The organism is Citrobacter sp. CK198, from assembly GCF_030333295.1.
GTDB lineage: Bacteria > Pseudomonadota > Gammaproteobacteria > Enterobacterales > Enterobacteriaceae > Citrobacter_B > Citrobacter_B koseri.
On the sequence record NZ_JAOWGE010000030.1, the window covers coordinates 28,606 to 50,790 of the forward strand.

Below are 22,185 nucleotides of genomic sequence, written 5' to 3' on the forward strand. Positions count from 1 at the left end.
TGCCTTATCACTTCTGAACATCCTTAATTTGCACCATTTGCCCGTCCGGTTGCACCGGGACTTCCAGCAAGCTTAATTTCAGGAGTGAAACTATGCAGCGTCGTACATTATTAAAAGCCTTTGCACTGTCCGCCTCGGTGGTTGCGATGGGGCTGAGCTTTAGCGTTCAGGCGGCCGATACGATTAAGGTCGGCATCATGCATTCGCTATCCGGCACGATGGCCATTTCGGAAACCCCGCTTAAAGATATGGCGTTGATGACGATTGATGAGATCAATGCTAAAGGCGGCGTGCTGGGCAAAAAGCTGGAACCGGTGGTGGTTGACCCGGCCTCAAACTGGCCGTTGTTTGCAGAGAAAGCGCGTCAGCTGCTGAGCCAGGATAAAGTCGCGGTCGTGTTTGGCTGCTGGACGTCGGTATCGCGTAAATCGGTGTTGCCGGTATTTGAAGAGTTAAACGGGCTGCTGTTTTACCCTGTGCAATACGAAGGGGAAGAGTTATCGCCGAATGTTTTCTATACCGGCGCAGCGCCAAATCAGCAGGCTATTCCGGCTGTCGAGTATCTGATGAGTGAAGACGGCGGCAGCGCGAAACGCTTTTTCCTGCTGGGAACCGATTATGTCTATCCTCGTACCACCAATAAGATCCTTCGCGCCTGGCTGCATGCCAAAGGCGTCGAGGATAAAGATATTGAAGAGGTGTATACCCCGTTCGGACACAGCGACTACCAGACTATTGTCGCCAATATCAAAAAATTCTCTGCGGGCGGCAAAACGGCGGTGGTCTCTACCATTAACGGTGACTCAAATGTTCCGTTCTACAAAGAGCTGGCGAATCAGGGGATAAAAGCGACAGACGTGCCGGTCGTGGCATTCTCGGTCGGTGAAGAGGAGTTGCGCGGTATCGATACCAGACCGCTGGTGGGCAACCTGGCGGCGTGGAACTATTTTGAATCTGTCGACAACCCCACTAACCAGAAATTCGTTGCGGATTACCGGGCATACGCCAAAGCGCATAAGCTGCCGAATGCCGACACCGTCGTGACCAACGATCCGATGGAAGCGACCTATGTGGGCCTGCATATGTGGGCGCAGGCAGTAGAAAAAGCCGGTACGACCGACGTCGATAAAGTCCGCGAGGCGATGGCGGGGCAATCCTTCGCTGCGCCGTCTGGCTTTACCCTGACGATGGACGCCACCAACCACCATCTGCATAAACCCGTCATGATTGGCGAAATTGAAGATAACGGCCAGTTCAATGTGGTATGGCAAACCGACGAACCGGTTCGCGCCCAGCCCTGGAGCCCGTTTATCGCCGGTAACGATAAAAAATCAGACCAGCCTGTTAAAACCGCCAGCAACTGATCTTTTGCCCTCCTGCGGGAGGGCACATTCTGGAGAACACTTTCATGAAAGCCATGCGCTTTATTCGGGGTGTGTTGCTAATGACGTGGCTGGTGCCGTGGATCGTGCAGGCAACCGATGCTGATGTGTTTGTTGGCGCCAGCCGGGCGCAACAGGCGACGTTATTAGAACAATGGGCCATCACGCCTGAGGCGCAGCGTTTGTCTTTGTTGAACGCATTAGCGCGTGAGAATGTGCTGACTGATAGCGCAAAGCACGCTTTCATTCGGCAGGGTACGCAGGTTCTGCCGCTCGGCGCTGTCGCCGCGCCCGATGGCGAACTGAAAAAAGTTCGTCTGACTAACCGTCTGCGAAACCTGGTCAGTGGGGCGTTAGCCACGCATCAACTATTAAGTGACAATGTCACGGAAAGAGCTGCTGCCGCCAGCCTGTTACAGCGGGAGGCCACGCCCGCGATGCTGCCGCTTTTACAGCAGCGGCTGGCGCAGGAAACGGAAAGCGAAGTGACATCACGTCTGGAGATTGCGCTGGCTAACCTGCAACTGGTGAGTCCTTCCGCTGACGTCCGGCGTCAGGCGATTGTCCTACTGGGGCAGTCGGGCGACCCGGAAACGCAATCACGCCTGCAACCCTTTACGGATGCTGAACATGAACCGGATGTGCGTGTTCGTGAGGCCGCGACAGAAAGCCTGAACGCAATCGCGCAGCGGATGGTGATTGGCGATCTCCTGGGGCAGGCATTTATGGGGCTGTCGCTGGGATCGATTCTGCTGCTGGCGGCCCTGGGGCTGGCGATCACCTATGGATTACTGGGCGTAATCAATATGGCGCACGGTGAAATGCTGATGCTTGGCGCGTACAGCACATGGATGGTTCAGCAGTTTATGGGGCAGTTCATGCCACAGTGGCTGGCGTTTTATCCCGTTGTGGCGTTGCCGGTTGCCTTCCTGATCGCTGCCGGAACTGGAATGGCGCTGGAGCGCGGCATTATTCGCCATCTTTATGGTCGTCCTCTCGAAACGCTGCTGGCGACCTGGGGGATTAGCCTGATGCTGATCCAACTGGTACGCATGACCTTTGGCGCGCAAAACCTGGAGGTTGCCAACCCTGCGTGGCTTTCTGGCGGGGTGCAGGTCTATGCCAACCTGATATTGCCCTGGAACCGTATCATGGTGCTGGGGTTCGCCATGCTGGTGCTGTTTTTCACCTGGCTATTGCTGAATAAAACCCGCCTCGGGATGCGCGTTCGCGCGGTAACGCAGAACCGCAGTATGGCGGCGTGTTGCGGCGTGCCGACGGGGCGCGTGGACATGCTGGCGTTTGGCCTCGGGTCGGGGATCGCCGGATTGGGCGGCGTGGCCTTGTCGCAACTGGGCAACGTCGGGCCGGAACTGGGTCAGGGATACATTATTGATTCATTTTTAGTGGTGGTGCTCGGTGGCGTCGGACAACTGGCGGGAAGCGTGGCCGCCGCATTTGGGTTGGGTATCTTCAATAAGATTCTGGAACCGCAAATGGGCGCGGTGCTGGGCAAAATCGTCATTCTGATTGCGATCGTTCTGTTTATCCAGAAACGGCCTCAGGGATTGTTTGCGTTGAAAGGGAGGGTTATTGATTAATGACCATGCCAATGACATTAACACTGGCGCGTAGAGCGCCGCGTACTGTCCAGGTTTTTGGCCTTTGCCTGCTGGCGGCGCTGCTGATTCTGCCTTTTCTGGCGCTGCTGCCTGCGGATCACCCGCTGGCTGTCCCGGTCTGGGTGTTAACGCTGGCCGGGAAGATCCTCTGTTACGCCATTGTCGCTGTGGCGCTGGATCTGGTGTGGGGGTATGCCGGAATGCTGTCGCTGGGGCACGGTATTTTCTTCGCGCTGGGCGGGTATGCGATGGGAATGTATCTGATGCGTCAGGCCTCTGGCGACGGACTTCCCGCGTTTATGTCTTTCCTCTCCTGGAGTGAATTACCGTGGTTCTGGTGGGGAACGCAGCACTTCGCCTGGGCGATGCTGCTGGTCGTGCTGGTTCCGGGACTGTTGGCGCTGGTGTTCGGCTATTTTGCCTTTCGCTCAAAAATCAAAGGCGTCTATTTTTCCATTATGACCCAGGCGCTGACGTTCGCAGGCATGCTGCTGTTTTTCCGTAACGAAACCGGGTTTGGCGGCAATAACGGGTTTACGGGGTTTACCACGTTGCTGGGCTTCCCTGTTGCGGCGACCTCCACGCGCGTAGCGCTGTTTCTCGCGACCGTCATATTACTGGTGCTGGCGCTGTGGCTGGGGTATCTCCTTGCACGCAGTAAGTTTGGCCGCGTTCTGACCGCCGTGCGCGATGCGGAAAATCGCCTGATGTTTTGTGGGTACGATCCGCGTGGCTTCAAACTGCTGGTATGGACGCTCTCCGCTGTTCTGTGCGGTCTGGCGGGCGCTCTGTACGTTCCTCAGGTCGGCATCATTAACCCCAGCGAAATGTCGCCGACCAACTCTATTGAAGCGGCCATCTGGGTCGCGCTGGGCGGGCGCGGCACCTTAATTGGCCCGGTGTTTGGCGCAGTGCTGGTGAACGGCGCTAAAAGTCTGTTTACGGTGATTATGCCGGAGTACTGGCAGCTGTTTCTCGGCCTGATCTTTATTGGCGTTACGCTGTTTTTACCGCGCGGCGTCATTGGTCTGTTTCGCAAAGGAGAAAAATGATGCAACCGGATGACGGACTTTTTACCCGCCAGTTGCCGGGGGATCGTTTTCGCGATCAAACAGACCCGGTTCTGCAACTGGAAGGGATCAACGTCAATTTTGACGGCTTCCAGGCGCTGACGGATTTAACCCTGAACATTGGCGTAGGGGAATTGCGCTGCGTTATTGGCCCTAATGGCGCCGGAAAAACCACCTTAATGGATGTTATTACCGGTAAAACCCGGCCGCAAAGCGGACGCGCGATTTACGATCAGTCCACGGACTTAACTTCGCTCGATCCTATTGCGATTGCCCGCCAGGGCATTGGGCGTAAATTTCAGAAACCGACCGTGTTTGAGGCCCTGACGGTGGAGGAGAATCTGGAACTGGCGATGAAAGAGGATAAATCCGTCTGGGCCACGTTAAGAGCGCGCCTCTCGGGCGAACAGCGGGATCGCATTGACGAGATGCTCGGGTTATTGCGTCTGGGCGCGGAGCGTGGGCGTCGCGCCGGGCTGCTTTCGCACGGACAAAAGCAGTTTCTGGAAATCGGTATGCTGCTGGTACAGGAGCCGCACCTGCTGTTGCTGGATGAACCTGCGGCGGGGATGACGGACGCGGAAACGGAGTATACCGCCGAGCTGTTTCGCACTCTGGCGGGGAAACACTCGCTGATGGTGGTGGAGCATGACATGGGGTTTGTCGAAACCATTGCCGACCATGTTACCGTTTTGCATCAGGGGCGCGTGCTGGCGGAAGGGAGCCTGCGCGACGTCCAGGCCAATGAACAGGTTATTGAAGTTTACCTCGGGCGATAGGGAGGACGGATGTTACAGGTGAATGAACTGAATCAATATTACGGCGGCAGTCATATCCTGCGCGGGGTAAGTTTTGAGGCCCGCATTGGCGAAGTAACCTGTTTGCTTGGGCGTAACGGCGTGGGAAAAACCACCTTACTGAAGTGTCTGATGGGGTTAATCCCGGCACGCACCGGCAATGTGGTCTGGCAGGGGAAGAACATCACCCAGCGTAAACCGCATCAGCGCGTGCGGGCCGGTGTCGCCTATGTGCCGCAAGGGCGGGAGATTTTTCCTCGCCTGACGGTAGAGGAAAACCTGTTGTTGGGGCTGTCGCGTTTTTCCGCCCGCGATGCAAAACAGGTGCCGGATGATATTTACGCGCTTTTTCCGGTGCTTAAAGAGATGAAGCTCCGGCGAGGGGGCGATCTTTCCGGGGGGCAACAGCAGCAGTTGGCAATTGGCCGGGCGCTGGCCTGCCGTCCTCAGCTGTTAATTCTGGATGAACCGACCGAAGGGATACAGCCGTCGGTGATCAAAGAGATTGGGCAGGTGATTGCACATCTGGCGCGTCAGGGGGATATGGCGATTTTGCTGGTGGAGCAGTTCTATGATTTTGCCGCCCAACTGGCGGATCACTACTTATTGATGTCGCGGGGAAGCATTATTCAGAGCGGCAGGGGCGAGAATATGGAAGCGGAGGGCGTCCGCGGTCTGGTCGCGATCTGAGTTCCGGGACTGTACCGGACGTTATCCGGCACAGTCTGGCGTGCCGTCAGCACATTGCGGGCTGCCCCCAGGGTCTGGCCCGCATCCCTTTTAGCATCAGCGCCCAGGCAAGAATAATCGCAACGATCAGCACCACAAACAGGGACCAGGCGGGCAAGGTGGTGAGGATCACGCCGCTGACCAGCGGGTTGACCGCCGCGCCGAGCCAGCCAAGCGACTGCGCTGAGAAGTAGCTTGCTTTCATCCCCGCCGGAGCAATGTTATCGATCAGCATATATTCGCCCGGGGCATAAATAACCTCGCCAATGGTAAATACGGCGGCGGAGAGCCCCCAGAGCAGCAGGCTGTTTCCTGAAATCATAAAACCAACCAGCCCAGCCACGAAACAGATTGTGCCGGCCGCCATCGAGGGTCTGATATTTGCGGTCGTTAACCGACGGCCTACGGCATATTGCAGGCTGACAACAATCGCCGCGTTGACGGGGAGTACGACAGCCACCACTTTTTCGGCAAAATTACCGTTCGCGACGACCATGACATACTGGGAAATACATGAGGCGAACGCGCCGCTGACAAATGACGCCAGGAAGGCCGACAGGGTAAACCAGAGCAGGGCTTTATCGCGTAACAGCACCGATGGCGACCAGACTGACGCCGTTGTTCCTTCAACGGGCGTCTCTGCGCGCTTCACCCAGGTCTGGATAAACACCAGCGGGAAAGCAGAGCAAATGGCCGCAAGCCAGAACGGCAGGTTGATGCTTTGCATGACCAGCAGGGTGCCAAGCGGCGGCCCGACGGTCCAGCCAATATTGAGCACGGTATAGTTGAGGGAAAATATTTTGCTCCTGGTTGTGGCGGAAAGATTGTCGGCAAACCAGGCTTTCAACACGGTGGCAAAGACGGAGTAGGCGCAGTTTATCAGGGCGAAAAGCAGCACCACCAGCGTGACGCTGTGCACCAGGGGGATGGCGATAAAGCCCAGCAAGAACGCCGAAATTGCCAGAAGCATATAGCGCTTTTTATCGAATTTATCCGCGAGGATGCCGAAACCCAGGCTGAAAATCACGCCGATGGTTAACGCTACCGTCATGGCATAGCCGATCAGATCGACGCTCAGATCGTACTGGCGGTTAAGATAGATCGTCATGAAAGGAAGCGTGGCGCCGCGCCCAATGGTCAATAACAGTGATGAGGCGAGTAAAGCGAGGGTGGAGCGTCTCAGCGTTGTGTTCATTTTCCTGCCCGACAATGCGTTTCATTATATTTATTGGTGATTTAAAGCAATAGCACGGCAAAAGTGTGATGTATACCCGGGATGTTGTTCGAAAGTGCTCGTCCCGCCCTACCTGAATTAATGATCTGTTCCGGGGCGATGATTTCCGTTAACTTAACTTGTTTACAAAAATTTAATATTTGCAGGGGCCGTGGTATGTCGCGTAAAGACGGGTTATTGGCGTTACTGGTCGTGGTGGTGTGGGGGCTTAACTTTGTCGTCATCAAAGTCGGGCTGCACAATATGCCGCCGCTGATGCTGGCGGGATTACGTTTTTTGCTGGTCGCGTTTCCGGCTATCTTCTTCGTTGCGCGCCCGAAAATCCCGCTGTCGCTGTTACTCGGCTACGGCCTGACCATCAGTTTTGGTCAATTCGCGTTTCTCTTTTGTGCGATTAAATTCGGAATGCCTGCCGGGCTGGCGTCACTGGTGCTACAGGCGCAGGCGTTTTTTACCATCGTACTGGGCGCGTTTGCGTTCGGCGAGCGCTTGCAGGGCAAACAGGTGGCCGGTATCGCGCTGGCGGTGTTTGGCGTTCTGCTGCTGATAGAAGCCAGCCTCAATGGGCAACATATTGCGATGCTCGGGTTTATGTTAACGCTGGCGGCGGCGTTCTGCTGGGCGTGCGGGAATATTTTCAATAAGAAGATCATGCAACATGCCACTCGCCCGGCGGTGATGTCGCTGGTGGTCTGGAGTGCGCTGATCCCGATTATTCCCTTCTTTCTGGCCTCTTTGATTCTGGATGGTTCTGCGCAGATGGTTCAGAGCCTGATCGCGATTGATATGACGACGATTTTATCGCTGGTGTATCTGGCGTTTGTCGCCACGATTGTCGGTTACGGGATCTGGGGAACGTTGCTCGGACGCTATGAAACCTGGCGCGTGGCGCCGCTGTCTTTGCTGGTGCCGGTCGTGGGGTTGGCCAGCGCGGCCGTGTTGCTCAATGAGACGCTTACCGGGTTACAGTTTCTTGGCGCGGTGCTGATTATGGCGGGTTTGTACATCAACGTGTTTGGTTTTCGGCTGCGCAAAGCGGCGCAGGTAAGGGGATAAAAAAAGCCCCGCAGTGGCGGGGCAAAAACGAATTACAGGCTGTGTCCGTTGTAATACGGTACGCCTAATTCGTCGGATTTATCGCTTCCCGCACCCATATGATTGAAATCGAATGGCGACTGGTCATGCGCAGACGGCATGACCATCGCATCGCGATTATTTTGTGTTCCAGGTTGTGCGGTTTGCTCCGCAATGCTTGGGCCAGAGACGACAAGCAGCACAGCCAGCATTGCGGAAGACAGAGATTTCATGATTTCCTCGATTACGTCATTAACAGGCGATTAGCAATTACAATGGTTGAGTGGATGCAAATACCGGGATTCGCCATGCATATTGGTAATACGGTACTTATGCGGTGGAACGTCGAAATAGTTTTTAAATGTCCGGGTCAGCGTCTGCTGTGACTCAAAGCCATAACGTTCCGCCAGGTACAGGATCGGTTCGTTACTTTCTTTTAATTTCTGGGCTATTTCAGTCATTTTGCGACTGCGGATGTACTGGCCTAATGAGTGACCGGTCTCTTTTTTAAACATCCGTTGCAGGTGCCATTTGGAGTAACCTGAACGCTCTGACACTTTTTCCAGTGAGAGCGGCGATTCCAGGTTATCTTCGATCCAGTCCAAAATGCTATGAATGGTAATAGCGTCAGTATTGCGTCTGGACATCGTCATACCTCTTTCTGTTTACGGCAGGATTTTCTTAAGCAAAAGCTCAAGTGTTGCCACTTCATCCGCCGTTAAGTTTTTTGTTAGTTCCTGGTGCAGGTCTTGTCCTACTAACTGATGACATTGCTCACAAATTGCCGCGCCGTGTTCGGTGAGTTTCACCAGCACGCCGCGTTTGTCATGTGGATTTGGCAGTCTTTCGATCCAGCCTTTACAGACCAGCCGATCAAGCATGCGCGTCAATGCGCCGAGATCGACAGACAGCACTTTCTTCAGCTCGACCGGGGTAATGCATACCGCGCAACGGATAGAACAGAGCACCTTAAACTGCGATGCGGTGATATCCAGCGGCGACAGATAGTCGTTCAACAGACGATCTTTTTTCTGATTGACCATGTAGATCAAGCGACCCAGCGGGATGATTTCGTTGAATAGGTCACTGGTGCTTTTCACAATGGTTGCCCCGGCAAGTAGTTAGTCACGGCAGATACTATTGCCCAGGCAAATATAAGTCAATCGAATGAATAAGGGGATGCCACGATTTGCTAAAACGCGTCAGTGCAGGGGCTGCATCACGGGGTAATTTATTAATAATAATTACTGGTTATGCTTATTCGGCATAATGAATGCTTAATGGCGAAACGCCGCGTTTTCCCTTTATACTTGCCGCTTACAACGAGCTTGATGGGGAAGAGATGGCATTATGATGGATTTGTTTAAAGCGATAGGGCTTGGGCTGGTTGTCCTGCTGCCTTTGGCGAACCCGCTAACCACGGTGGCGTTGTTTTTAGGCCTGGCCGGTAATATGAACAGCGCGGAGCGTAACCGTCAGTCGCTGATGGCCTCCGTGTATGTGTTCGCCATCATGATGGTTGCGTATTACGCCGGTCAACTGGTGATGAACACCTTTGGAATTTCCATCCCCGGTTTGCGCATTGCGGGTGGGCTGATTGTCGCCTTTATCGGCTTTCGGATGTTGTTCCCGCAGCAGAAGGCGCACGAATCGCCGGAGGCGAAAAGCAAGTCAGAAGAGCTGGAGGATGAGCCTTCTGCCAATATCGCTTTTGTTCCGCTGGCGATGCCGAGCACCGCAGGGCCGGGGACGATCGCGATGATCATCAGTTCGGCCTCTACCGTACGTCACGGCGTCGATTTTCCCGGCTGGGTTATTCTGGTGGCACCACCGCTTATTTTTCTGGCGGTGTCAGTGATTCTGTGGGGTTCTCTGCGCAGTTCAGGGGCGATTATGCGTCTGGTCGGCAAGGGGGGAATTGAAGCTATTTCCCGCCTGATGGGCTTCTTACTGGTCTGTATGGGCGTGCAGTTTATCATTAACGGCGTGCTGGAAATTATTAAGACTTACCATTAAGTGACATGTGTTGCCCTGAAAAAATAAAAACCACCGTTGGTAGCGGTGGTTTTTATTTTTGAAGCCAGTCATTAATTCAGGAAAGGCTTCAGCACTTATAAAAAGTGCGATAAACCAAACTTAACACGCGCATTATCTTACGCCACATCAGGCCATCATACAAATCTAACCGTTAATGATTACATCGCTAAGCCGTCTTATATTCGGTGCTGAATTATTTATGTTTTTATATACACCCTGTGAATTAATGTATAAAAATCATTGTGTTGATGCGTTTTTCGGGGAAGGTTATACTGCGCAGGTGTGTTGATTATCGTTTTACTGGCTTTTGCTCCTGTGCAAAAAAAGTTTCTAAGTCCTGGCTTACGGGGTGGTACCTGCGAGCGCCTGGGCCAAGAATGCGATAAACCAAACTTAACACACTTGATCTTCGGTGGACGGGCAAGGAGAGGCTAAGCCGGAGTAATCGCATTCCTCTTTAAGAGGAAGAAAGCGTGGTGAATATCTTAAGCACGATTATTGTGGTTCTTGAGTTCATCGTTGCATCATTGCAACTGATCTTATCGTTCATTAAGTAACATTGATAAGAAACGAGTAAAGGGCCAGAACTTACCTGCTCTGGCCCTTTATAAAAAAGTCATTTTATTGGGGTTTTACTTCAATGCTGCGGCTGCTCTTCCAGTGAAACAGGCCAGCGGCGAAAGATAATGATCGACCACACCAGCGCCGCCAGGGCTGGCACTGCGCCGACGTAGCCAATAGTGGACATCGACCAGTGTAAACTCACCTGATTCCCCACCAATGCGCCAGCGCCAATGCCAATATTAAAAATGCCTGAGAACAGCGCCATTGCCACATCGGTGGCGTCCGGCGCCAGTGCCAGGACTTTCACCTGCATCCCCAGGCCTATCACCATAATGGCGATACCCCAGAAAATACTCAGCACGGCAAGATGGCTTTCGCTGTCTGCTGCGGGCAGCAGGAGCATCAGGCAAATCACCAGCAGCATAATGGCAATGCTGATAAGCGGCGAGGCGTACTGATTACCCAGTTTGCCGAATACCACGCTGCCGATAATCCCGGCGCCGCCGAGGATCAGCAGTAATACCGTGGCAAAGTTTGCGCTCAGACCCGCCACCGTTTGTACAAACGGTTCAATATAGCTGTATGCCGTATAGTGTGCGGTGACCACCACGACCGTCAGTAAATAAATACTCATTAGCGCCGGGCGACGGAACAGCAGCGGCAGGCTTTTTAGTGACCCAGAATGTTCGCTGGGCAATTTCGGTAGCAGTTTGATCAGGCATACCAGCGTGATTAACGCCCCTATACCAATGGCGAAGAACGTTGTTCGCCAGCCGAAGTATTGACCAACGATACGCCCGATAGGCAGCCCCAGCACCATCGCCAGCGCGGTTCCGGTGGCGATCAGACTCAGTGCCTGCGCGCGTTTGCCTGGCGGCGCAAGGCGAATGGCCAGCGAAGCGGTAATAGACCAGAAGACGGCGTGTGCAAATGCGATCCCGATGCGGCTGATCACCAGCACGGTAAAATTCCATGCCAGGAAGGAGAGCACATGGCTGGCAATGAAGAGAACAAACAGGCAGATTAGCAGCTTACGCCGCTCAACCTGGCTGGTCAGCAACATAAAGGGCAACGACATCAGCGCCACAACCCAGGCATAGATCGTCAGCATAATCCCGACCTGCGCGGTCGGCATAGCAAAACTTCGGGCGATGTCCGACAGTAAGCCAACAGGGACAAACTCTGTGGTATTGAAAATAAAAGCGGCAATAGCAAGCGTAACTACCCGTAGCCACGCGACCTTGCGGGAAACAGTGTTTGTTGTCATAAGAGTAAATCGGGTTAGTTGCGAAAAGGCGAGGTCACGATCTTAAAACGTTTGCTGGCGAAAATACAATCATTTTGTGATGTATGTCTCATTATCGTTGGTGAGCCGATTGATGAAACAAACGAAATGGCGTCCGGGTATGGAAATCATCCCGGACACCGTATTCAGGGGAGTTTTGCGATATTCGCTTTGATGACTTCGGCGGAGTATCTGAATTTCGCCAGCTCATCATCGGCTAACTGTAATTCGATAATTTGTTGAACACCGCTTTGAGTCAGCACCGCCGGTACGCCGATAGCGACGCCGTCAACGCCGTATTCCCCCTCCAGTACGCAGGAGATGGCCAGCGCCCGATGGCTTCCGGTGAAGACGTTCCGGCAAATTTCCGCAATGGTTCCGGCAATACCATATTCAGTGCAGCCTTTGCGGTTATAGATTTCAAACCCATGTTTGCGCACTTTTTCCGCCATCGCCTCGACGTCCAGGATTTTACCCGTACGGCGTTGATAAACATCCGCAATCGGAGAACCGTAGACGGAGGAGTGGGACCAGACCGGGAATTGCGTATCGCCATGCTCCCCCAGAATAAAGGCATCGATGCTTTGCGCGCCGATATCCAGTTCCTGCGCCAGCGCGCGCCGCAAACGGGTGGTGTCCAGCCAGACGCCGGTGCCGATTACCTGGCTGCGCGGCAGGCCTGATAGCGTCCATACCTGCCAGGTAATGATATCGCAAGGATTGGTGGCGATAAGAAAGATGCCGTTAAAGCCGCCATCCATCATTTCCGGCACGATCTTTTGTACAATCCGCGCAGTGTTGTTCAGCTCATCAAGCCGTGTTTGCCCAGGTTTTAATGCGCCGCCGGAAACGGTAATCACGGCGATATCGACATCGGCGCATTCACGCGCCTCCCGGGTGGAAATGGTCATCATCCCCGGCATATAGGCCGCTGCGTCGGCGAGATCCAAAGCATGGCCTTCCGAACGATCTCTGTTCAAATCGACCAGAATCAGTTCTTCACAAATATTCTGATTGAGCAGAGCGTAAGCTGCTGATGCGCCAACATTACCTGCCCCAATGATCATCACTTTACGCGCTTTGGTGTTCATGACTGTTCCATATCCGTTTTCGTCTTGCGCAGTATAAAACGCTTCTCCCGGCAGGCGTAGCCCCAAACCCATAGGATAATGCTATGGCTGCGAGGACGGATTCAGCAGGGCGATAAACGCGTCCAGTTGACGGGTCATTGCCCCGCGACGCCACACAAGCCAGGTGTCCAGCCATCGCCACTCTTCGCTCAACGGCCAGGCTTCGACCTGATGATGCCCGGGCATACTTTCCAGCATGGTACGAGGGATCAGCGCGATGCCCGCTCCGGCGATAACGCACGCCAGCATGCCGTGGTACGACTCCATTTCATGAATGGTGCCGGGCATCGCGCGATCGGCATGAAACCAGCTTTCAAAGTGACGGCGATAAGAGCAGTTTGCGCGAAAGGCGTAGATATTGCTGCCATTCACGTCTTTTGCCCGCCGTACGGGGGAATGCCCATGAGGGGCGACAATCATCATCTCTTCACGGTATACCGGCATACCTTCAAGACCCGGATGAGTAATCGGGCCATCAACAAACGCTGCGTTAAGTCTGCCTTCCAGAACGCCTTCGAGCATTGTCCCGGAAGGCCCGGTAGAGAGGGCGAACTGAATTTTGGGGTAACGCTGATTGTACCCTGCAAGCGTGGCCGGGATGCGTACTGCTGCGGTGCTTTCCAGCGCGCCGAGTGAAAACAGTCCCTGAGGTTCATCACCGGCGACCACCATTCGCGCTTCATCAACCAGCGCCAGGATCTGCTGGCTGTAGCGCAGAAAGTTATGTCCGGCGGGAGAAAGGCGCAGCCGCTGACTTTCACGAATAAACAGATCCACGCCAAGATCGGCCTCAAGCTGGCGGATTCGCGTAGTGAGGTTCGACGGGACGCGATGCACCTTCGCCGCCGCCTGCGTAATACTGCCGGTTTCGGCCACGGCATTGAACATTTCCAGCTGAGTCAGATCCATAGTTTTCTCTTTTTGTGAACGCAGTGCTTAATATTATTCATTTTTCAGAAAGAGTAAATGCGCCCATTATGCAGGCATATCCCGCAACGTAGAGAGACAAACCGATGACGATGACACCTGCTACACATGCGATTTCCGTGGACCCGACAACCGGTGAAACGCTGGCGATGATGCCGTGGGCCAGCGCTGATGATATTGAAAATGCACTTACTCTGGCTGCCCGTGGATTTGAGGAATGGAAACGCACGACGGTGGCATACCGGGCGCAGAAACTTCGCGATATCGGGCAAGCGCTGCGTAACCGTACAGAAGAGATGGCGCACAGTATTTCCCGTGAGATGGGAAAACCGATCCGGCAGGCGCGCGCCGAGGTGGCGAAATCTGCGGCGCTCTGTGACTGGTATGCAGAACATGGCCCCGCGATGCTTAACCCGGAACCGACGCTGGTGGAAAATCAGCAGGCGGTGATTGCATATCGTCCGCTGGGGACAATACTGGCGGTCATGCCGTGGAACTTTCCGCTCTGGCAGGTATTACGTGGGGCGATTCCCATCCTGCTGGCGGGTAACGGCTATTTACTAAAACATGCGCCGAATGTGATCGGTTGCGCTGAACGTATTGCGCAGATCTTCGCCGATGCCGATATTCCGGCGGGCGTTTATGGCTGGGTAAATGTCAGTAACGACGGCGTTAGCCAGATGATTAACGATCCCCGTATTGCCGCCGTGACGGTAACGGGCAGCGTGCGTGCCGGGGCCGCGATTGGTGCGCAGGCCGGGGCTGCGCTGAAAAAATGCGTGCTTGAACTGGGCGGTTCCGATCCGTTTATCGTTCTTAACGATGCCGACCTGGATCTGGCTGTTAAAGCCGCTGTCGCCGGTCGCTATCAAAATACCGGGCAGGTATGCGCGGCGGCGAAGCGCTTTATTGTTGAAGAGGGGATTGCCGGGGAATTTACTGAACGGTTTGTTGCCGCCGCTGGCGCACTGAAAATGGGCGATCCGCTGGCGGAAGAGAACGATCTCGGCCCTATGGCGCGTTTTGATCTACGGGATGAGCTGCATCAGCAAGTGGAGGCATCAATAGCAGAAGGCGCGCGTTTATTACTGGGCGGTGAAAAGCTCGCCGGGGAAGGCAACTATTATGCCGTTACGGTTCTGGGCGATGTGACGCCTGAGATGACGGCGTTTCGTCAGGAGTTGTTTGGGCCCGTGGCGGCGATTACCGTGGCGAAGAACGCCGAACATGCCTTGCAACTGGCTAATGACAGCGACTTTGGGTTGTCGGCGACGCTGTTCACTGCGCGTGATGCACTGGCTCAGGAGATGGCATCGCGCCTGGAATGCGGCGGGGTGTTTATCAATGGATACAGCGCCAGCGATCCGCGTGTGGCATTTGGCGGCGTGAAGAAAAGCGGCTTTGGTCGCGAGCTCTCCCATTTTGGCCTGCATGAGTTTTGCAACGTACAAACTGTCTGGAAAAACCGTCTGTGATCATTCTGGCGTCTTCTTGAGGCGCCATGTCACATTACTGCAATAGTTCTGTCATTTTCTCTCCGTACACTCGCGCATAACGCATTGATACAGAAGAATATCATGAACTTAACGCAAATTTTTCGAGGCTTAATTCGTCGTTTCACTCCCCGCCAGTTTGGTCTGTTAACGGGAATATTTTGCATTATCGCGCTGTTTTCTATTTTGCAGGTTGCGTCATCCCTGATGCTGTCGTTTTCCGTGCGAGACGCTCAGCGCAACGAACAACGTAACCAGCAGGCACTGCTGCAACAAACGAAGGTGGATGAGGCGAGGGTAGCGCTGTTGTCCGCAAGCGATCTGCTGAACCGGGCGGGCGTTTACTTTATGCAGGATGCCGCAACGGGATCAGAAGGCAGCTGGCGCCCGTTGATGGATGAAGCTCAGCAGGCGCTGGTAGAGTCAAAAACGGCCTGGGATGCCTGGCTTGCAATGGCTCCTCATAAAGACGACGGCCTGATTGAGAGTTATCAGCGTTTTTATAGTGGTATTCAGGAACAGGCGGATGGTTTGAGTCAAACTAACGCCATCGACGCGTTCTTTGCTGTTCCTGTTCAGGCGTTTCAGACAGATTTCAATGAAAATTATGCCCGCTTTCAGCAAGAGAGCGGGCGTCAGACAGAGGGCGGCAGGCAGCAGCTGATTGCCAGCCTGGAAGGGTTGCAGCACCTCTTTTTGTTCATCCCGTTTGTGCTGGTGGTGATTGCCCTGCTGGTCTGGAGCGGCATGTCTCGTTGGGTTATTTCTCCGCTGCGTCGCCTGATCGCCCATATTAATATTCTGGCCGCAGGCGATCTGTCCGAACCGATGCCGAAGGTGAGCGGGTTTAACCGCGAGGTCGCGCAACTCAGTTCACGCATTGATGCGATGCAACAGGGGCTGAGGCAACTGGTGCAGCAGGTGAGTGATGCCACCACCGCAATGGTCGGCAACATCGATCAGCTTGCGCAGAGCAACAAACAGCTTTATCAGCAATCGGCGAAACAGAGCGAAGAGTTAAGTAGTGTCACCTCGCATATCTCGTTTCTGGAAACGCATGTCGAGGACAATAGCGGCTTTGCCAGACTGGCTAATCAACGTGCAGCCGAGGCGCGTCAGGTAGCGGCTGGCGGCGATCGTATGATGGAGACCGTTAACCGTTCGATGCAGGCGATTGTTGAGCGATCGTCAGAAATGCGCGGGATCATCTCTCTGATTGACAGCGTCGCGTTCCAGACCAATATCCTGGCGCTGAACGCGGCTATCGAAGCGGCCCATGCCGGAGAACAAGGTCGCGGATTTGCCGTGGTGGCAAAAGAAGTGGGGCTGCTGGCCCGTAAAAGCAGCCAGTCCACGCAGAACATACAGGAACTTATCCACCACTCCTTGCAGGGAATCGAGGAGGGTTCACATGCGGTTAATCGTCTGGAAGAAAATTTACAGCAGGTGATTTCGTTAGTAGACAATCTGGGCATACTGTTGAATGACATCTCTGGCGCCACGTTAAGCCAGGGGGACAGCATCCACCAGATGACGGGGCAGCTACAGGCGCTTAACCGTGCGGCGCAAGAGACCAGCAGCCTGGTAAATACCGCATCGGCGTCATCGCTGCAACTGCATCATGAATCTCATCAGCTTCTGAACGCGGTGGCGCGATTTCGTCTTTCTGCCTGACGCCGCACATTCAGCTCTGTTATACTCGCAGGCCTTTTCAGACCTGCGAGCAAGGAGCACATTGTGGCCAGGGCCATGGACAATTCAATTTTAGAGACCATCCTTCAGCAGGTGCGCCCGTTGATTGGACAGGGGAAAGTGGCTGATTACATCCCTGCGCTGGCTTCTGTCGATGGGTCAAAACTGGGGATCGCCATTTGCACCGTTGACGGGCAATACTATCAGGCTGGCGATGCGCAGGAACGCTTCTCAATACAATCCATTTCAAAGGTGCTGAGTCTGGTGGTGGCGATGCGTCACTACCCGGAAGAGGAAATCTGGCAACGTGTCGGAAAAGATCCCTCCGGGTCGCCATTCAATTCACTGGTGCAACTGGAACTGGAGCAAGGGATACCGCGTAACCCGTTCATTAATGCCGGCGCGCTGGTGGTCTGCGATATGCTACAAGGGCGACTGAGCGCGCCGCGCCAGCGTATGCTGGAAGTGGTTCGGGCGCTTAGTGGTGTGTCGGATATTGCGTATGACGTCACGGTCGCCCGTTCTGAATTTGAGCACTCCGCACGCAATGCCGCTATTGCCTGGCTGATGAAGTCATTTGGTAATTTCCAGCATGATGTCACTACCGTTTTGCAAAATTACTTTCACTACTGCGCGTTGAAAATGAGCTGTGCAGAACTGGCGCGTACATTTGTTTTTCTGGCCAGACAGGGGCAGGCGTTTCACCTTGATGAACCGGTTGTCACGCCGATGCAGGCCCGACAAATCAACGCGCTGATGGCGACCAGTGGAATGTACCAGAACGCAGGCGAATTTGCCTGGCGAGTAGGATTACCTGCCAAGTCAGGCGTCGGCGGCGGGATTGTGGCGATTGTCCCGCACGAAATGGCGATTGCGGTATGGAGCCCTGAACTGGACCCGGCGGGCAACTCCCTGGCGGGTATTGCGGTACTCGAACAACTCACCCAACAATTAGGGCGTTCGGTTTACTGATGAACGCGCTTGATCCACTTTTTTCTCGCCTGTCACGTTCGCCATTTCGCGCGCGGTTTCGTCTTGGCGCAAAAGAAAGGCAGTATTGCTGGGATAAAGGCGCGCAGGTTATTGATCAACATGCCGCTGAGTTTATTGCTAAGCGGCTGGCCCCGGCTTTTCCGCGCAACGATGGTAAACAAACGCCGATGCGCGGCCACCCCGTATTTATTGCCCAACACGCGACGGCGACCTGCTGCCGTGGTTGTCTGGCGAAATGGCACAACATTCCCCAGGGAGAATCGCTGAGTGAAGAACAGCAGCAGTATGTTGTTGCCGTCATTCACCACTGGCTGGTTATCCAGATGAATCAGCCGTAAATCTCCGCGTCGTGAGAGATGTTAAAGCATAAAACAGTTTTGATTAATCGTGACTACTTGATCAAAACAGGGTTTCAATATCATAAAGTTTGCTAACCTGTTCTACCAATTCAAACAGGTTGTATGACTAATTAAGAAGGGAACCCATTGTGAAAACTCTAAACCGTCGCGATTTTCCCGGTGCCTGCTATCCTGAGCGCATCATTCAGTTTGGTGAGGGAAACTTCCTGCGCGCCTTTGTTGACTGGCAAGTTGATCTGCTGAATGAACATACCGATTTGAACGCCGGAGTGGTCATTGTTCGCCCTATCGAAAGCACGTTTCCGCCGTCATTGAGTACCCAGGACGGGCTCTATACCACGATTATTCGTGGTTTGAATGAAAAGGGCGAGGCGGTTAGCGACGCGCGTTTGATCCGTTCTGTTAACCGTGAAATCAGCGTCTATGAGGATTACGATGAATTCCTGAAACTGGCGCATAACCCGGACATGCGTTTTGTTTTCTCTAATACCACAGAAGCCGGTATTAGCTACCATGCCGGTGACGCATTTGATGACGCGCCCGCGGTCAGCTACCCCGCGAAGCTGACGCGACTGCTGTTTGAACGTTATACCTGTTTTGACGGCGCGCTTGATAAAGGCTGGATTATCATTCCTTGTGAACTGATTGATTACAATGGCGAGGCGTTGCGCGAGCTGGTACTGCGTTACGCTCAGGAGTGGAGCTTGTCCGCTGCGTTTGTGCAGTGGCTGGATCAGGCGAACACCTTTTGCTCCACGCTGGTTGACCGGATCGTGACCGGATATCCGCGTGATGAAGTGACGCAACTTGAAGCGGAACTTGGCTATCACGATGCTTTTCTCGATACTGCGGAACATTTTTATCTGTTTGTGATTCAGGGGCCAAAAAAGGTAGCGTCTGAGCTGCGTCTTGATAAGTATCCGCTCAACGTGCTGATTGTTGATGACATCAAGCCGTACAAAGAGCGTAAGGTCGCGATCCTGAATGGTGCGCATACGGCGCTGGTGCCCGTTGCGTTCCAGGCCGGGCTGGATACCGTTGGTGAAGCCATGAATGACCGCGACATTTGCGCCTTTGTTGAAAAAGCCATCTATGAAGAGATTATTCCGGTGCTGGACTTACCTCGCGACGAGCTAATGTCGTTCGCCAGTGCGGTGACGGGGCGTTTCCAGAATCCGTATATTAAACACCAGTTGTTGTCGATTGCGTTAAATGGCATGACTAAATTTCGCACCCGTATTTTACCGCAGCTACTGGCAGGGCAGCAGGTCAGCGGCGTTTTACCGGCGCGCCTGACGTTTGCGCTTGCGGCGCTGATCGCATTTTATCGTGGTGAACGTCGCGGCGAGACGTATCCGCTCCAGGATGATGCGCACTGGATTGAGCGCTATCAACAGTTGTGGCATCAACATAGCGACGGTCTTATCAGCACACAGGATTTGGTTCATGCCGTGCTGGCCGTGGACGCGCATTGGGGGCAGGATCTGACGCACGTTGCAGGTCTGGTCGAACAGGTCACGACCGACCTGGATGCAATCCTGACGAAAGGGATGCGTGAAGCGGTAAAACCGCTGTGCTAATCATCTGACCCGGCTGCGGCCGGGTTTTGTTTTCATGTTATTTAGTTACAACATACTTTTGAGGGGAAAGTTAATCGCTGTCTGAAACTTCCGTGCGTTTACCCGTCAGGCAGAAAAGGGAGGGCTGGCGAAACAGGCAGACAGGGTGAGGGCGATGCGCTCAATGCGCATGAAGATCTTCATCCTGAGGCTCGTCAAATACGCCAGTTAACAACGCAACGGTAGGCGCATCATCAATTGCGCCGACTGAACTTCCGCAGTGAGAACAAAATGCCCGACTGGAGATATCCGAAGAGCGCCAGACCGCAGGCTTGTCTCCTTGTCCTGTCCACGTCACATCCTGAGCGTCGAACTCAACCCAACTGACCGAATATGCACCTGTATGTTTTTGGCAAATCGAGCAGGAACAGGTATGTGGATTTTTCGGCGCTACCGCCGAAAAACGGATAAAACCGCACAGACAGCCGCCAGTATAGACTTTGCTCATCGTCATTTCCGTTAAACATTCATTTCCCGACACTATCAGATGATCCCACACTCAACCAGTGATGAATGGCAGAAAGGAGAACAGACGCAGGATCATAATGACAAAGCGGGATCTGTGTTACAACGGAGGCTAAACAGATATCTCAATGGCGGGAAAACCGTGTTTATCTGTCTATTGGAATTTGCCAGCGACAGCGCATTTGTTGCGTTTTTCCGTCAACACACGGGATTAACGCCAACGCGTTATCCACAGAAAGTTTTGGACGGAATGAGTGGATAACTCAGTTACAATAGAAGCAACGTAAGCATAATGAGTGGAAAATAATGTCTGCTATCGTCACGGAAAGATTCATTCTGCGCCCTCAAGTCATCACAGATTATGATGTATGGTATCCGATGTATTCAGACCCTAAAATATTTCATCTGGTTAATGCCCCAGGCTTTACGCCAGAAGAGGCATGGAACCGCCTGTTGAGAAACATCGGGCATTGGTCTGTTTTTGGTTACGGTATATTTTCTATTTTTCAAAAGTCTGACGGCACGTTTTTAGGCGAAACAGGGCTGGCTAATTTTCATCGTGGCATTGATGAAAACTTTGAGAACTGTGTCGAGGCATCATGGGTTATTTCACGTTCAGCTCAGGGGGCTGGCGTAGCAAAGGAAGCCGCCGTCGCTGCGCATCAGTGGTTTGTCCATTCGTTTTCACCTTCGAAGACAATTTGTCTTATCGCAAAGAATAACATTCCGTCCATTCGTGTTGCTGAGCATGTGGGCTACCGTATTTATGATGAATGCTTATACAAAGGCGCTGAGTGTTTAAAACTTGAATGCTTATGGGATAAATAAAAGCATGGGCCGTCGTCACGGCCCCGTATTCCAGATTACACTTCAGGCTCCGCCAGGTAGTGCCGTAAAGGGTGAATCTGATGTCCGCGCTCGTCGAGATTTTCCGTTCTTAGCCAGACAGATATCGCACTGGATATCTTCGGCCACTCGGCGCTAATAATTGAATATGTTGCGATATCCACGCTCCTTGATTTTATGATTTGCTTATCACGTAAGATGCCTTCTTTCCGAAACCCAATTCTTTCAGCAGCATTCATTCCAGCATGATTAAGCGTGTCTGTTTGCCACTCACAACGGCGATATTTAAGGACATCAAAAACATACATCAGTAAAAGATAAATTGCTTCCGTGCTTAAAAAGGTGCGTTTTATCGCTGGCGTGAGATGTACATATCCGATTTCCGCAACGCCATTATTCTTGTCTATATTAAAAAGGGCGAGGGTGCCTCGGGCCTTCGCGGATTTATTTTCTATTATGGCATAATATGAAATTCCGCCCTGACTGATGATGCGTTTGATATAGTCAAAGGTTGCTTGCCTTGTCTCGGGGCGTTCATCAGGAAGATAAGTCCAGTCCCGTGGGTCCTCTATACTATGCCAGCCCTGATAAAGATCATCACAGTGGTAAGTCGCAAGGGGCTGTAAGTGACAGTAACGGCCTGACAACTGGCGCGTGTCAGGTAAAATAAAATCAAGGTTACCCTCAAGATGTCTGCCTACATATTGACCGAAGATATTAAGCTCTTTCATACTCTTCTCCTTAAAATAATAACGACAAGGATTTAAACGAGTAATATCGGTATGTTTATGTGAGTAAGCGACAGGTTCCTTAGTATGTTAACAATAACTGATGGATGTACCCGATGAAAACATTATATATTAACCA

At 53.2% G+C, this 22,185-nt stretch carries 22 protein-coding genes; 13 read left to right on the forward strand and 9 right to left on the reverse strand.

The window, feature by feature from the left end; translation table 11 throughout:
* The first annotated feature begins 92 nt into the window (after positions 1 to 92).
* From urtA to urtE, 5 genes are read left to right on the forward strand one after another with little or no spacing between them, the layout of a single operon-like run.
* Complete coding sequence (urtA, locus tag OGY62_RS09045) at positions 93 to 1,364, forward strand: urea ABC transporter substrate-binding protein (RefSeq protein WP_012132435.1); 1,272 nt, start codon at positions 93 to 95, stop codon at positions 1,362 to 1,364.
* A 44-nt stretch (positions 1,365 to 1,408) separates the two neighbouring features.
* Positions 1,409 to 2,983 (forward strand): urea ABC transporter permease subunit UrtB, encoded by a 1,575-nt coding sequence (gene urtB, locus OGY62_RS09050; protein ID WP_286459618.1) that lies wholly within the window; start codon positions 1,409 to 1,411, stop codon positions 2,981 to 2,983.
* Positions 2,983 to 4,056, forward strand: a complete 1,074-nt coding sequence (gene urtC, locus OGY62_RS09055) for an urea ABC transporter permease subunit UrtC (protein WP_012132433.1) — start codon at positions 2,983 to 2,985, stop codon at positions 4,054 to 4,056. Before urtB ends, urtC begins: the two co-directional genes overlap by 1 nt.
* The gene (urtD, locus tag OGY62_RS09060) at positions 4,056 to 4,853 is read left to right on the forward strand and encodes an urea ABC transporter ATP-binding protein UrtD (RefSeq protein ID WP_024130341.1); all 798 of its coding nucleotides are present in this window, start codon (positions 4,056 to 4,058) and stop codon (positions 4,851 to 4,853) included. The genes urtC and urtD overlap by 1 nt, the downstream gene beginning before the upstream one ends.
* A gap of 9 nt (positions 4,854 to 4,862) precedes the next feature.
* Positions 4,863 to 5,561 carry an urea ABC transporter ATP-binding subunit UrtE gene (urtE, locus tag OGY62_RS09065; protein WP_200076313.1) on the forward strand — a complete coding sequence of 233 codons (699 nt, stop codon included), beginning with the start codon at positions 4,863 to 4,865 and terminating at the stop codon, positions 5,559 to 5,561.
* A 46-nt stretch (positions 5,562 to 5,607) separates the two neighbouring features.
* On the opposite strand, the gene ydeE is transcribed toward urtE, so the two are convergent.
* Positions 5,608 to 6,795, reverse strand: coding sequence for an efflux MFS transporter YdeE (ydeE, locus tag OGY62_RS09070; protein WP_286459619.1), 1,188 nt, complete (start codon positions 6,793 to 6,795; stop codon positions 5,608 to 5,610).
* Between the two features lie 195 nt (positions 6,796 to 6,990).
* Between ydeE and eamA the strand changes: the two genes are divergently transcribed.
* Complete coding sequence (eamA, locus tag OGY62_RS09075) at positions 6,991 to 7,890, forward strand: O-acetylserine/cysteine exporter (RefSeq protein WP_047457143.1); 900 nt, start codon at positions 6,991 to 6,993, stop codon at positions 7,888 to 7,890.
* A 32-nt stretch (positions 7,891 to 7,922) separates the two neighbouring features.
* Here the strand turns inward: eamA and marB are convergent, their stop codons facing one another.
* From marB to marR, 3 genes are read right to left on the reverse strand one after another with little or no spacing between them, the layout of a single operon-like run.
* Positions 7,923 to 8,141: a multiple antibiotic resistance protein MarB gene (gene marB / locus OGY62_RS09080; protein WP_110494266.1), complete on the reverse strand. Its 219-nt coding sequence runs from the start codon at positions 8,139 to 8,141 to the stop codon at positions 7,923 to 7,925.
* 30 nt (positions 8,142 to 8,171) lie between these two features.
* On the reverse strand, positions 8,172 to 8,555 hold the full coding sequence (gene marA / locus OGY62_RS09085; protein ID WP_024130339.1) for an MDR efflux pump AcrAB transcriptional activator MarA: 384 nt from the start codon (positions 8,553 to 8,555) through the stop codon (positions 8,172 to 8,174).
* Between the two features lie 18 nt (positions 8,556 to 8,573).
* Entirely contained in the window at positions 8,574 to 9,008 is a 435-nt protein-coding gene (marR, locus tag OGY62_RS09090; protein WP_012132424.1) for a multiple antibiotic resistance transcriptional regulator MarR, read from the reverse strand.
* A gap of 250 nt (positions 9,009 to 9,258) precedes the next feature.
* Here marR and OGY62_RS09095 point away from each other — a divergent pair, with 250 nt between their 5' ends.
* Positions 9,259 to 9,924 (forward strand): MarC family NAAT transporter, encoded by a 666-nt coding sequence (locus OGY62_RS09095; protein WP_012132423.1) that lies wholly within the window; start codon positions 9,259 to 9,261, stop codon positions 9,922 to 9,924.
* Between the two features lie 658 nt (positions 9,925 to 10,582).
* On the opposite strand, the gene OGY62_RS09100 is transcribed toward OGY62_RS09095, so the two are convergent.
* The 3 genes from OGY62_RS09100 to ptrR form a co-directional block, all read right to left on the reverse strand.
* On the reverse strand, positions 10,583 to 11,776 hold the full coding sequence (locus OGY62_RS09100) for a sugar transporter (RefSeq protein ID WP_012132421.1): 1,194 nt from the start codon (positions 11,774 to 11,776) through the stop codon (positions 10,583 to 10,585).
* A 164-nt stretch (positions 11,777 to 11,940) separates the two neighbouring features.
* Positions 11,941 to 12,885: an L-lactate dehydrogenase gene (locus tag OGY62_RS09105; RefSeq protein WP_049011690.1), complete on the reverse strand. Its 945-nt coding sequence runs from the start codon at positions 12,883 to 12,885 to the stop codon at positions 11,941 to 11,943.
* An 81-nt stretch (positions 12,886 to 12,966) separates the two neighbouring features.
* Positions 12,967 to 13,833 (reverse strand): putrescine utilization regulator PtrR, encoded by an 867-nt coding sequence (gene ptrR, locus OGY62_RS09110; RefSeq protein ID WP_047457132.1) that lies wholly within the window; start codon positions 13,831 to 13,833, stop codon positions 12,967 to 12,969.
* 104 nt (positions 13,834 to 13,937) lie between these two features.
* Between ptrR and sad the strand changes: the two genes are divergently transcribed.
* The 5 genes from sad (at position 13,938) to OGY62_RS09135 (ending at position 19,968) form a co-directional block, all read left to right on the forward strand.
* Complete coding sequence (sad, locus tag OGY62_RS09115; RefSeq protein WP_286459620.1) at positions 13,938 to 15,326, forward strand: succinate-semialdehyde dehydrogenase; 1,389 nt, start codon at positions 13,938 to 13,940, stop codon at positions 15,324 to 15,326.
* 102 nt (positions 15,327 to 15,428) lie between these two features.
* Positions 15,429 to 17,018: a methyl-accepting chemotaxis protein gene (locus OGY62_RS09120; protein ID WP_047457125.1), complete on the forward strand. Its 1,590-nt coding sequence runs from the start codon at positions 15,429 to 15,431 to the stop codon at positions 17,016 to 17,018.
* A 63-nt stretch (positions 17,019 to 17,081) separates the two neighbouring features.
* A complete protein-coding gene (gene glsB / locus OGY62_RS09125) occupies positions 17,082 to 18,008 on the forward strand; it encodes a glutaminase B (protein WP_104868674.1) in 927 nt (308 codons plus the stop codon).
* Positions 18,008 to 18,367 carry a DUF4186 domain-containing protein gene (locus tag OGY62_RS09130; RefSeq protein ID WP_049010515.1) on the forward strand — a complete coding sequence of 120 codons (360 nt, stop codon included), beginning with the start codon at positions 18,008 to 18,010 and terminating at the stop codon, positions 18,365 to 18,367. Before glsB ends, OGY62_RS09130 begins: the two co-directional genes overlap by 1 nt.
* Positions 18,368 to 18,516: 149 nt before the next feature.
* On the forward strand, positions 18,517 to 19,968 hold the full coding sequence (locus OGY62_RS09135; RefSeq protein WP_286459622.1) for a tagaturonate reductase: 1,452 nt from the start codon (positions 18,517 to 18,519) through the stop codon (positions 19,966 to 19,968).
* 160 nt (positions 19,969 to 20,128) lie between these two features.
* On the opposite strand, the gene OGY62_RS09140 is transcribed toward OGY62_RS09135, so the two are convergent.
* Complete coding sequence (locus tag OGY62_RS09140) at positions 20,129 to 20,455, reverse strand: GFA family protein (protein WP_024130336.1); 327 nt, start codon at positions 20,453 to 20,455, stop codon at positions 20,129 to 20,131.
* Positions 20,456 to 20,778: 323 nt separating this feature from the next.
* On the opposite strand from OGY62_RS09140, the gene OGY62_RS09145 reads away from it, so the two are divergent.
* A complete protein-coding gene (locus OGY62_RS09145) occupies positions 20,779 to 21,300 on the forward strand; it encodes a GNAT family N-acetyltransferase (RefSeq protein WP_115609309.1) in 522 nt (173 codons plus the stop codon).
* Positions 21,301 to 21,335: 35 nt separating this feature from the next.
* Here the strand turns inward: OGY62_RS09145 and OGY62_RS09150 are convergent, their stop codons facing one another.
* Positions 21,336 to 22,049: a GNAT family N-acetyltransferase gene (locus OGY62_RS09150; protein ID WP_012132412.1), complete on the reverse strand. Its 714-nt coding sequence runs from the start codon at positions 22,047 to 22,049 to the stop codon at positions 21,336 to 21,338.
* Between the last annotated feature and the right edge of the window lie 136 nt (positions 22,050 to 22,185).

Bases quoted from the DNA above. Each gene is read 5' to 3' on its own strand.
- urtC (WP_012132433.1), top strand. From the start codon at position 2,983: ATGACCATGCCAATGACATTAACACTGGCGCGTAGAGCGCCGCGTACT.
- urtB (WP_286459618.1), top strand. From the start codon at position 1,409: ATGAAAGCCATGCGCTTTATTCGGGGTGTGTTGCTAATGACGTGGCTG.
- marA (WP_024130339.1), bottom strand. From the start codon at position 8,555: ATGTCCAGACGCAATACTGACGCTATTACCATTCATAGCATTTTGGAC.
- OGY62_RS09130 (WP_049010515.1), top strand. From the start codon at position 18,008: ATGAACGCGCTTGATCCACTTTTTTCTCGCCTGTCACGTTCGCCATTT.
- ydeE (WP_286459619.1), bottom strand. From the start codon at position 6,795: ATGAACACAACGCTGAGACGCTCCACCCTCGCTTTACTCGCCTCATCA.
- OGY62_RS09140 (WP_024130336.1), bottom strand. From the start codon at position 20,455: ATGAGCAAAGTCTATACTGGCGGCTGTCTGTGCGGTTTTATCCGTTTT.
- ptrR (WP_047457132.1), bottom strand. From the start codon at position 13,833: ATGGATCTGACTCAGCTGGAAATGTTCAATGCCGTGGCCGAAACCGGC.
- urtE (WP_200076313.1), top strand. From the start codon at position 4,863: ATGTTACAGGTGAATGAACTGAATCAATATTACGGCGGCAGTCATATC.
- OGY62_RS09105 (WP_049011690.1), bottom strand. From the start codon at position 12,885: ATGAACACCAAAGCGCGTAAAGTGATGATCATTGGGGCAGGTAATGTT.
- OGY62_RS09150 (WP_012132412.1), bottom strand. From the start codon at position 22,049: ATGAAAGAGCTTAATATCTTCGGTCAATATGTAGGCAGACATCTTGAG.
- OGY62_RS09120 (WP_047457125.1), top strand. From the start codon at position 15,429: ATGAACTTAACGCAAATTTTTCGAGGCTTAATTCGTCGTTTCACTCCC.
- urtD (WP_024130341.1), top strand. From the start codon at position 4,056: ATGCAACCGGATGACGGACTTTTTACCCGCCAGTTGCCGGGGGATCGT.
- OGY62_RS09095 (WP_012132423.1), top strand. From the start codon at position 9,259: ATGATGGATTTGTTTAAAGCGATAGGGCTTGGGCTGGTTGTCCTGCTG.
- eamA (WP_047457143.1), top strand. From the start codon at position 6,991: ATGTCGCGTAAAGACGGGTTATTGGCGTTACTGGTCGTGGTGGTGTGG.
- sad (WP_286459620.1), top strand. From the start codon at position 13,938: ATGACGATGACACCTGCTACACATGCGATTTCCGTGGACCCGACAACC.
- marB (WP_110494266.1), bottom strand. From the start codon at position 8,141: ATGAAATCTCTGTCTTCCGCAATGCTGGCTGTGCTGCTTGTCGTCTCT.
- OGY62_RS09145 (WP_115609309.1), top strand. From the start codon at position 20,779: ATGTCTGCTATCGTCACGGAAAGATTCATTCTGCGCCCTCAAGTCATC.
- urtA (WP_012132435.1), top strand. From the start codon at position 93: ATGCAGCGTCGTACATTATTAAAAGCCTTTGCACTGTCCGCCTCGGTG.
- OGY62_RS09100 (WP_012132421.1), bottom strand. From the start codon at position 11,776: ATGACAACAAACACTGTTTCCCGCAAGGTCGCGTGGCTACGGGTAGTT.